Source organism: Actinomadura roseirufa, assembly GCF_900659635.1.
In the GTDB taxonomy this organism is placed as follows: domain Bacteria; phylum Actinomycetota; class Actinomycetes; order Streptosporangiales; family Streptosporangiaceae; genus Spirillospora; species Spirillospora roseirufa.
The window spans coordinates 1-9,228 of the sequence record NZ_CAACVB010000281.1; the positions used below are offsets into that span (position 1 = coordinate 1).

A 9,228-nucleotide genomic window follows, 5' to 3' on the forward strand; every position below is an offset into this window, starting at 1 on the left:
CCGGCGGACCTCCGCCGGGCCGATCGCGGCCAGTGCCCGCAGGAACGCGCGTGCCCCCGGCGTCGCGGCGCCCCGCAGGCAGGTGAGGAGGTCGCCGAGCGCGGCGCGCCGGCCCTCGGCGTGCGGGGCGGCGGCCTCCAGCCCGCCGAGCTGCGCGGACGTCCACACCTCCGCCTCCAGGGCGCCGGGCAGCGAGACCAGCGCGCCGGACTCGCGGACGTACGCCTCGTACACCTCGCGGAGGCCGGGAAGCATCAGCGGGGGCGGAGAAGACGGTCGGGTCGCGCTCACCGTCCCAGCCTAGGGCCGCGGCCGTGCCAGGGGGTAAACCGGTCCGGCGCCTTGATCACGCGGGGACGGTCGGCAGGGCGCGCGCCGCCCGCCCTTCCCTCCACGCCGCCGCGCACGCTCCCGGCCCCCCGCCGCGACCTCCCCGCCCCCGGCCTCACCCGCGCGGAGGAGACGGGTGGAGTGGGGAGGGGCGCCAGGGCTTGGAGCGCGCGGGCCGGGGCGCGCAGTGCGCCGAGGTCCTCGCGGCAGGCCGCGCAGGCCGCGAGATGCGCCTCGAACGCGCGGCGGTCCCGGTCCTCCAGCAGTCCGAGGGCGTAGGCGCCGGCGTCGGTGTGCGGCGGCCGCGCGTTCACGGGGTCACGCCCCTCTCCTCCAGGGCCACCCGCAGTGCCCGGAGCGCGTAGTAGACGCGGGACTTCACGGTGCCGACGGGGATGCCGAGGCGCCGGGCGGCCTCGTTGACCGTCCGGTCCCGGAAGAAGGTCTCCTCCAGGATCTCGCGATGGGCGGGGGACAGCGCGAGCAGGGCATCCGACACCACGACCGAACGCAGGAGGTCCTCCAGCCCGTCGGGGACGCGCAGATTCTCCAGCGGCCCCTCGCCCGCCTCCCGCGGCCGCGCGTTCCGGCGCCGCGTGTCGTCGATGACGATGCGGCGGGCGACCGTGGCCAGCCACGGCAGCAGCGAGGGCGCCTCGGCGTCGAGCCGGTGCGCGCCCCGCCAGGCGCGGATCATCGTCTCCTGCACCACGTCCTCGGCCCAGTGCCGGTCCCCGCCGGTGAGACGGAGCACGAACGACAGCAGCGGGCGCCCGTACACGCCGTACAGCTCGGTGACGATCACCTGCTCGTCCACCGCGCCGCCGGGGCGCGGGCCGCGGAACCAGCTCCACGGCCCCGTGCCCGCGGGCGGGCACGCGCGGGCGGCGGGCGGTGCGGGCGGTGCCGCGGAGGGGGAGCGATGGGCCATCGGGGTCTCCGGCTGGTGCGGGGGCGGGGACCGTGAGCCAGGGGTCACGTCGGGGGGCAGTACGGCGCGGCGACCCGGAACGGTTCAAAGGGCGGGCGGCGCGGATCGGAACGGTCCGGGGCAGGGGGAGTCCCGGCGGGCCCTTACCAGTTGGCTAGGAATTCATAACCTTCTGAGGCCCGTGCGGTGTTCGTCACGTCGAATGTGGTGCCGAGAGCGTCACACGAGAGCGGAGGGAGCACACCCGGCACCACCACGGCATCCTCCACCTGGCAACACTCACTCCACATTTATGGGGCGAATGCGGGCACCCGGCCCTGTTTGCCCGGAGGACGACCGAGGGGCGGATCGGGAGTGAAAGGGAACAGGGAAGGACGGCTGTCCTACCGTCTGCTGCTGGCGGTGGACATCCAGGGCTACAGCAAGCGCGACACGCGCGAGCAACTGCTCGCGCAACGTCAGCTCTCGGACGCGCTCGACCGCGCCGCGCGCGGCGTCGGGCTCGACCGCGAGCGCTGGGACAAGCAGGTCGGCGGCGACGGCGAGCTCGCGACGCTGCCCGTGGGGACCGACCCCGCGCTGGTGGCGGGCGACTTCGCCCTCGGGCTCGCGGACGCGCTCCGCGAGGTCAACCGGCGCGACGCGGCCCGGTTCCGGCTGCGGGTGCGGCTCTCGCTGCACCACGGAACCCTCACCGCGGGGCCGTTCGGGCCGGCGGGCGACGCGCCCATCGTCGTGCAGCGGCTGCTGGACGCCGCGCCGCTGCGCCGGCTGCTGGTCGACGACCCGGGCCGCGACCTGGCCTACGTGGTCTCGGACTCGCTGTTCGAGGACGTCGTGCAGACGGGGTTCTGCGCGCTGCCCCCGGAGGCGTTCCATGCCATCAAGGTCACCGCGAAGGGGGCGACGTTTCGCGGCCATGTCCTGACCGGCCGCGCGACCCGCGGCGGCGAGGCGCCCGGCGAGGAGCGGAGCGGGCCGGACGGCCCGCCCGCCGCCGACGCGCACGTCCTCGACTTCCCGGCGCTGGCCGTCCGGTAGCCGTGGCGGCGCGGGGGAAGCGATCCGGTGTTCCCGGGGTTGTGCCCTGAGTATCCGGCGGGCCGGCCGGGTAGGTCCCGGGCCGGCCCGTCCCATATCCCAGGGAGGCGCACGATGGCGGACGACGCGGCGCTGGTGAAGCTTCTGGCCGGGCACGACCTCGGAATCCTCGCCACGCTCAAACGCGACGGGCGGCCCCAGCTGTCCAACGTCAACTATCACTTCGACGAGGGCCGCCGGCTGATCCGGGTGTCGATCACCGCGGACCGGGCCAAGGCCCGCAACCTGCGCCGCGACCCGCGCGCGAGCCTGCACGTCAGCACCGCCGACGGCTGGTCCTGGGCCGTCGCCGAGGGCACCGCCGAGCTGTCGGAGGTCGCCGCCGAGCCCGGCGACGCGGCCGTGGAGGAGCTCATCGACGTCTACCGCGCCATCCGCGGCGAGCACCCCGACTGGGACGACTACCGCCGCGCGATGGTCGCCGACGGGCGGGTCGCCGTCCGCATCACCGTCGAGCACCTCTACGGCCAGGCCCGCCCCTGACCCTCCCCGCCCGGGATCCGGGACGGGGACGGCCGAGCCGCGGGCGGCGGCGGTCAGGGCAGCAGGGCCGCCAGGAGCCGGTTGTCGCCGCGCTGCCAGAGGGTGCCGACCTCGGCGAAGCCCGCCCGCCGCAGCGCGGCGGCGTGGGTGGACAGCAGCCGCGACTCCGAGCCGTCGTGGGCGACGCTCTCCTCTCGCAGCTCGTGCAGGCTCGCGAACTCGGGGTCGGCGGCGATCGCCTCCCACCACTCCCGCCAGTCCTCCGGGCGGTCGCCGGTGCGGCGGCGCGCGCCCTCGCGCTCGCGCAGCGCGACCTCCAGCCGGGCCAGGCGGGGCGCCGAGTCGTCCACCGAGAGGTTGTCGCCGTTGAGGAACAGCCCGCCCGGCCGCAGCACCCGGGCCAGTTCGGCGTAGGTGACGCGCAGGTTCTCGGCGGAGATCCAGTGCAGCGCGGTGGTGCTGACGGCGGCGTCGGCCTGCCGGTCCAGCCGCAGCCGGGCCGCCCAGCCGGGCTCGCGCAGGTCCAGCTCGGTGAAGGTCAGGCCGGCCCGCCCGGCGTGCACGGCGCGGCCGAGCGACATCAGCAGCGGGTCGGCGTCGATGGCGATGACGGTGGCCGCGGGGAGGCGGTCCAGGATGCGCCCGGCCAGTGAGCCGGGGCCGCAGCCGAGGTCCAGCACGAGCGGGTCGGGCCGGCCCGCCGCCGCCTCCACCGCGTCGATCATCGCGGTGAAGCGCTCCTCGCGGTCGGGGACGTACCCTTCCTGCTGGACGTCCCAGCGGGCGATCCACTCGTCGGCGGACTCGCGGCCGATCAGGGTCATGTCTCCTCCTGTCACTGTCATATAGCCTTTGGATGGTTACAAGCTAAGCCGGGACGGAGTAACTGGTCAAGTGAACTTCAATAGTCACGCGGACGCCGTGGTGATGGCCGCCGCGGGCCTGGTCAACGTGCTCACCGAGGGGGAGCGCCGCGGCCGCCGCTACACCCCGCCCGGACCGGAGGCGCTCGCGGACGAGGTCACCGAGGTGCTGCGCGGCGTCAGCCCGCGCGCCCGCGTCACGGCGGCGGGGACGGCGGAGCTGGTCCCCGTCGCGCGCCGGCTGCGGCTGGTGTTCCAGGCGGTCGCCGACGGGGACCTGGACGCCGCCGCCGGGCACGTCAACCGGATGCTGGAGGAAACGCAGGCGCGCCCCCGGCTGGAACGGCACGACGGCGAGCCGTGGCACGTGCACTTCCACGGCGCCGGCGGCGGCCTCGCCGACGACTGGGCCGGCCCCTGCGCCACCGGCCTCGCCGTCGTCATCGGCGGCGAGCTGCACGACCGTCTCGGGGTGTGCACCGCCGCGCACTGCGACCGGGTCTACGTCGACACCTCCCGCAACGGCACCCGCCGGTACTGCTCCACCGCCTGCCAGAACCGCGTCAAGACCGCCGCGTTCCGCGCCCGCGCGCACACCGGCTGACCCCGGACGGCCCCGCCGCGGGCGAGCCGGGCGGAGGAGAGTCTCGCCGGGCGCACCGGTGATGCCCCCGTGGCCGGAGGCGGTCCTTGTGGCGGCGGCGCACCGCTGGCTACCGTTCGGTAATCAGCACGGGGGAGTGACACGCATGCCGTACGAGATCGAGGCCACCGCCACCACCACCGCGACACCCGAGAACCTGTTCCGGCACCTGATCGTGCCCGAGGCGTGGGGGGCCTGGGGCCGGTTCCCGATGCCCGCGCGCCAGGTCCGCCTGGGCGACACCACCACCTACGGCGTCGGGACGGTCAAGAGGATCTGGCCCGCCCGGGAGCAGACCGTCGCCTGCGACCCGCACCGGCACTTCGCCTACATCGCGCTCGCCGGGCTGCCGGTCCGCCGCTACCGCTCCGACGTCCACCTGGAGGCCGCCGGGGACGGCACCCGCATCCGCTGGCAGGCCAGGTTCGAGCCGCTCGTCCCCGGCACCGGCCCGCTGTTGCGCGGCGCCCTGCGGCTGATGCTGGTCGCCTTCATCCGCTGGCTGCCCGGCCACGCCGAACACTGCCACGGCCCCTGCCCCGCCCGGCTGGCCGCCGATATCTAACTGCGATCGTGCGCTGGTGAGATGCGCCCTCAAAGAAAAGAGTACGAGCCGAGAGCACCCCGCAGTTCTCTCGGCTCGCACGTTCGTGACGGTCCCCGTTTAGACGGGATCGGGGCCGTAGACCTCCCACAGCTCGCCGGCGAAGAACCGGCCGAAGTCGATCAGCTTGCCCGCGCCGTCCGGTCCGGCCGTGCGGAAGGTGGTCAGCTGCCGGGCGAAGTCGGTGAGCTGGATGTGCAGCACGCCCGCCGCCAGCACCGCGGCGCCGTCCTCGTCCTCCTCGGCGACGTGGCCCTCCAGCAGCCGCACGTACAGGGTGGACGTGTCCGGCCAGATCCGCGTCGGCGGGCCGTGCAGCACGTTCTTGTGGCCGGTCAGGGTGCGGGGCCGGTCCTCGCCGTCGGTGAAGTACAGGCGGTACTTCATCAGCCGGCGATCGTCCGAGCCGTCGGGCACGAACAGGTTGAACCAGCCCCGCTGGACAGGACGCCGGCCCCCGCGGCCAGCGGCGTCGATCCATCCCTCGGCCCGCGCGGTGTGCCCGGGCTCGGCCAGGAAGCGGTCGGTGTCCTCCGCGGTGATGGTCAGGCGGAACGACAGCCGCTCCCGCCCGTCCGCGAGCTCCCCGGCCCGCGGGTCGACCACCCCGTAGGTGACGAACCCCTTCATCTCCTCGGTGAACGACAGCGACGTACGGTCCGGCGCCGCGGCGGACGATCCCCCGACGCCGCCATTGCTCCCCGAATCCGGACCGTACGCCCTGCCGTTGACCGCCCCGCCCGGTGCGCCGGTCCCCGCGACCGTCGCACCCCCCGCGCCGGCGGGCGCTTCGGTCCCCGCGACCGTCGCACCCCCCGTCTCGGCCGGAACGGTGCCGGTGGACGCGCCCGCACCCCCGCGTGCGGGCACGCTCTCCAGCAGCCGCGTGGCCATGCGGTCGGCCTGCGCGGCGATCGTGAGCGAGGGGTTCGGGCCCACCGGACCGGGCATCGCCGCCCCGTCGGCGATGTAGAGGCCCGGGTACCCGAACACCTCGCCGAAGGCGTCGCAGACGCCCTCGCCTCTATGGGCGCCCATGGGGGCGCCGCCCAGCGGATGCACGGTGATGATCCGCTTGCGGAACCACATCGGGTTGTCGGCGTAGTCCGCGCCGAGCACGTCCGCGATGCCCTGCATGGTCTTGCGGACGCGCTGGAAGTGCGCCTCGCTCGTCCTGGTCGTCCAGTCGGCGGCGAGCCGGCCGTCGCGCAGGTTCAGCATCCCGTCGGCGGTGTCGCGGCCCATCCCGAGCAGCGGCAGCGAGCTGACCGTCAGCGCCCCGTCGCCGATCAGGTCGGACAGCTCCTTCGACAGGTTCGTGTCCGGCGCGTCCCGGAAGAACTCGGTGAAGCGGTTCCACAGGAACTTCACCGCGCGCTCGATCTCGTTGCCGACGTCGAAGCCCTGCACGATCCAGTCGGTGAACGCCGGGTACCCGCCGTCCTGGATGTAGGCGCCGCGGCCCGCGCCGGGCACGCCGTCCAGCTCGTCCGGCAGCCGGATCGCACTGGTGATCACCGGGCCGCGGGCGGCGTCCAGCGGCCGGACCCGGTTGCGGTCCTTGGCCTTGAGCAGGAACGTCAGCAGGTCGCCGTTGCCGCTGAAGCGGGTGCCGAGCGCCTCGCTCAGCCCCGGGAACGCCGCGCGCGACTTCAGCAGCAGGAACGTCGTGCCGTAGGTGCCGGCGCCCAGGACGAGCCGGTCGCACGACATCGTCACGACCTCCCGCCCCCTGGACGTCGCCGTCAGGTCGGCGTGGTGGACGTAGTCGACCTCGTAGCCGCCGCCCGGCCGCGGCCGGATCGCCTTGACCTCGTGGGAGGTGCGGATGTCGGCGCCGTGATGGTGGGCCGCCGACAGGTAGGTGTGGTCCAGGGTGTTCTTGGCGCCCTCGTTGCAGCCGATGTCGCACTCGCCGCACAGCTTGCACGTCCGCCGGCCGACGCCGTGGATGTTGCCGTACTCGGGGTCGGCGATCGGCAGGCTCAGCCCCGGCGCGTCCCCGGGCCGGGAGGCGAAGCTCACCGCGAGCGGCGGCAGCGCGCAGTCCAGCCCGAGCTCGGCCGCCGCGTCCTGCATGGCGTGCGTCTTGGGCGTGTCGTCGAACGGCGCCCGGTCCAGCGGGTAGGGCGCCGGGGTCATCATCGCCTCGACCGCGTCGTAGTGCGGGTCGAGGTCGGCGCGCGACACCGGCCACGGCGCGTGCGCGCCGCCGGGCAGGATCTCGTCGTGGACGAACCAGCGCTCGTCCTTGCGCAGCAGCACGTTGGCGTAGATCAGCGAGCCGCCGCCGAGCCCGGAGGACACCACCGAGTCGCAGCCCTTGAAGCTCCACACGTCGAACATGCCGTACAGGCCCTCGGAGGGGTCCCAGAACGCCCGGCCCATCTGCTGGGGCGAGCGCGGGAAGCTGCCCGGCGGGAACGGTCGGCCCCGCTCCAGCAGGACCACCGACCGCCCGGCCTCGGCCAGCCGGTACGCGGCGACCGAGCCGCCGAACCCCGAGCCGATCACCACGGCCTCGACGTGTTCCATGGGGGCGTTCGCCCCGCGCGTGCGCGCCATCAGCCTGCCTTCCTCTTGAGGAAGTCGAGTACGTGGGGGAAGACATCGGCCGCCGCCCGCGCGCCCATGAACGCGTCCTGGTGGCCGTACCCCGGGACGACCTGCAGCTCGTGCAGGCCCGGCGTGATCGACTCGAGGGTGTGGTGGCAGACGATGTTGGAGTCGGTGAACACGTGGTTGCGGTCTCCGGTGAGGAACAGGATCGGTGTGGTGACGTCCGCGGCCCGGGACAGGTAGTCGTAGGGGAGACCGGCGTGCCTGCGGTCGTGGCGGTCGTACTTGACCGCCCGGCCCGCCTTCACCATCTTGTGGACGTGCCGGTAGTAGTGGACGCCGCAGGCCCCGAACAGGTCGGGCAGCCGGCCGTGGGTGACCGGCGACATCTTGCGGTGCGTGTATATCGGCTTGCCGCCGCCCCACATGAGGCTGAGGACGTGGCAGGCGGGCTCGTCGCACGTACGGTGGAACGGCGCGATCGCCTTGGAGATCATCCAGCCGCGGGTGAGGAACGGGGCGTTGCCGAACCGCGGATCGAGGAACGGCAGCCCGAGGACGTACTCCAGCAGCGGCGGCGCCCCCAGCAGCTTCATCCGCGACCACAGCGGCGTCCGCGGGATCAGCGAGACGCTGTTGCAGGTCAGGGTCGCGATGTCGGTGACGGTGCCGGCGAACAGGGCCATCGAGAACGTCACCGCGCCCAGGCAGTGCGTGATCACGTGCACCCGCCGGTCCCCGATGTGACGGCGCAGCTCCGCCATCGCCGCCGGGTGGTCGAAGTGCGCGATGTCGTCCAGCGTGTAGCGGTGCGTCTCGGTGTCGTAGGGGAACCGGCCGCTCATCCGGAAGTCCAGGGCCCACACGTCGCCGAAACCGGCGTCGTGCAGGAAGTTCACCAGGTTGTCGTGCTCGGGCATGACGTACATGTCGCTGGAGGTCGTCAGGCCGTGCACCAGCAGGACGACGTCGTCGCAGTCCTCACGCCGGAACCGGGTGAGGTTCAGGCCCAGCCCGTCGGTGGTCGCGAAGGGGTGCACGGAGATCTCGGCGTCGTCGACGCCCCTGTGCGTGAACCGTGTGATCGTTTCCATCCGTACCCCTCCGCCTTTCGACGTGCTCAACCTTGCCAAACACGGATATCCGCGCGTCATCGTGGAGAACTCGTACTTCGCGCGTCCGGAGCCCGTGTCCACGAACAGTACGTACGTGGGGTATGAGTTGAAATCGGGTGGTGTGGTTCAAGGACGTTCCGGACACACGGTTCGGACGTTCGCGGGGGGAAACCGGTTCAAGCCGCGCGTGGCCCGTACAGGACAGGTTTCGCACGCCGTTCTCACCCCCGCGGATCCCGCGGGCGGCGTCTAAGGCGGCGCGTTCCCGCGGGCTCGGCCCGCCGGCGCGGCCGGCCCGCGCGGTCAGCCCGCGCGGTCGTCGGCGCGGTTCATCGCGGTCGCCACCCCCACCCGCGAGGTCACACCGATCTTGGCGAAGACCCGGGACAGGTGCGTCTCGACCGTCCGGACGCTGAGGAACAGCCGCTCGGCGATCTGCTGGTTGCTGCACCCCTCGGCGACCAGCGTCGCGATCTCCAGCTCCCGCGGCGACAGCCCGAAGGGCGTGTCGCCCTTGGCGGCGCCGCCCGCCGCCCGGCCGGCGGACCGGCCGCCGGTCGGCACCCGCACCCCCAGCCGCCGCTGCTCCCGGACGGCCT

The 9,228-nt window shown here is 73.8% G+C and carries 10 protein-coding genes and 1 pseudogene; 4 read left to right on the plus strand and 7 right to left on the minus strand.

The annotated features are described in order from the left end of the window. From E1291_RS34920 to E1291_RS34930, 3 genes and pseudogenes are all read right to left on the minus strand, one after another. A pseudogene (locus E1291_RS34920) lies at nucleotides 1-291 on the minus strand (hypothetical protein); the annotation flags it as partial. Then, the gene (locus E1291_RS34925) at nucleotides 288-644 is read right to left on the minus strand and encodes a zf-HC2 domain-containing protein (protein ID WP_131742338.1); all 357 of its coding nucleotides are present in this window, start codon (nucleotides 642-644) and stop codon (nucleotides 288-290) included. The pseudogene E1291_RS34920 and the gene E1291_RS34925, both read right to left, overlap by 4 nt. Beyond that, complete coding sequence (locus E1291_RS34930) at nucleotides 641-1,261, minus strand: sigma-70 family RNA polymerase sigma factor (protein WP_131742339.1); 621 nt, start codon at nucleotides 1,259-1,261, stop codon at nucleotides 641-643. The genes E1291_RS34925 and E1291_RS34930 overlap by 4 nt, the downstream gene beginning before the upstream one ends. Before the next feature lie 354 nt (nucleotides 1,262-1,615). Between E1291_RS34930 and E1291_RS34935 the strand changes: the two genes are divergently transcribed. Continuing rightward, the gene (locus E1291_RS34935; RefSeq protein WP_131742340.1) at nucleotides 1,616-2,302 is read left to right on the plus strand and encodes a nucleotidyl cyclase domain-containing protein; all 687 of its coding nucleotides are present in this window, start codon (nucleotides 1,616-1,618) and stop codon (nucleotides 2,300-2,302) included. A 114-nt stretch (nucleotides 2,303-2,416) separates the two neighbouring features. Then, a complete protein-coding gene (locus tag E1291_RS34940; protein WP_131742341.1) occupies nucleotides 2,417-2,845 on the plus strand; it encodes a PPOX class F420-dependent oxidoreductase in 429 nt (142 codons plus the stop codon). Between the two features lie 53 nt (nucleotides 2,846-2,898). Here E1291_RS34940 and E1291_RS34945 read toward each other — a convergent pair whose 3' ends face one another. Further along, nucleotides 2,899-3,669 (minus strand): class I SAM-dependent methyltransferase, encoded by a 771-nt coding sequence (locus E1291_RS34945; RefSeq protein ID WP_242614568.1) that lies wholly within the window; start codon nucleotides 3,667-3,669, stop codon nucleotides 2,899-2,901. Nucleotides 3,670-3,739: 70 nt separating this feature from the next. Between E1291_RS34945 and E1291_RS34950 the strand changes: the two genes are divergently transcribed. Then, on the plus strand, nucleotides 3,740-4,312 hold the full coding sequence (locus E1291_RS34950) for a CGNR zinc finger domain-containing protein (RefSeq protein ID WP_131742342.1): 573 nt from the start codon (nucleotides 3,740-3,742) through the stop codon (nucleotides 4,310-4,312). Between the two features lie 145 nt (nucleotides 4,313-4,457). After that, complete coding sequence (locus E1291_RS34955) at nucleotides 4,458-4,916, plus strand: SRPBCC family protein (protein WP_131742343.1); 459 nt, start codon at nucleotides 4,458-4,460, stop codon at nucleotides 4,914-4,916. Between the two features lie 99 nt (nucleotides 4,917-5,015). Here E1291_RS34955 and E1291_RS34960 read toward each other — a convergent pair whose 3' ends face one another. The 3 genes from E1291_RS34960 to E1291_RS34970 form a co-directional block, all read right to left on the minus strand. Continuing rightward, on the minus strand, nucleotides 5,016-7,520 hold the full coding sequence (locus E1291_RS34960) for a GMC oxidoreductase (RefSeq protein ID WP_242614569.1): 2,505 nt from the start codon (nucleotides 7,518-7,520) through the stop codon (nucleotides 5,016-5,018). Next, complete coding sequence (locus E1291_RS34965) at nucleotides 7,520-8,608, minus strand: alpha/beta hydrolase (RefSeq protein WP_131742344.1); 1,089 nt, start codon at nucleotides 8,606-8,608, stop codon at nucleotides 7,520-7,522. The genes E1291_RS34960 and E1291_RS34965 overlap by 1 nt, the downstream gene beginning before the upstream one ends. A gap of 324 nt (nucleotides 8,609-8,932) precedes the next feature. Beyond that, the coding region (locus tag E1291_RS34970; RefSeq protein ID WP_131742345.1) for a response regulator transcription factor at nucleotides 8,933-9,228 on the minus strand (296 nt) is incomplete at its 5' end.

Coding starts and splice junctions, on each gene's coding strand:
- E1291_RS34930 (WP_131742339.1), bottom strand. CDS start 1,261: ATGGCCCATCGCTCCCCCTCCGCGGCACCGCCCGCACCGCCCGCCGCC.
- E1291_RS34940 (WP_131742341.1), top strand. CDS start 2,417: ATGGCGGACGACGCGGCGCTGGTGAAGCTTCTGGCCGGGCACGACCTC.
- E1291_RS34945 (WP_242614568.1), bottom strand. CDS start 3,669: ATGACCCTGATCGGCCGCGAGTCCGCCGACGAGTGGATCGCCCGCTGG.
- E1291_RS34955 (WP_131742343.1), top strand. CDS start 4,458: ATGCCGTACGAGATCGAGGCCACCGCCACCACCACCGCGACACCCGAG.
- E1291_RS34960 (WP_242614569.1), bottom strand. CDS start 7,520: ATGGCGCGCACGCGCGGGGCGAACGCCCCCATGGAACACGTCGAGGCC.
- E1291_RS34965 (WP_131742344.1), bottom strand. CDS start 8,608: ATGGAAACGATCACACGGTTCACGCACAGGGGCGTCGACGACGCCGAG.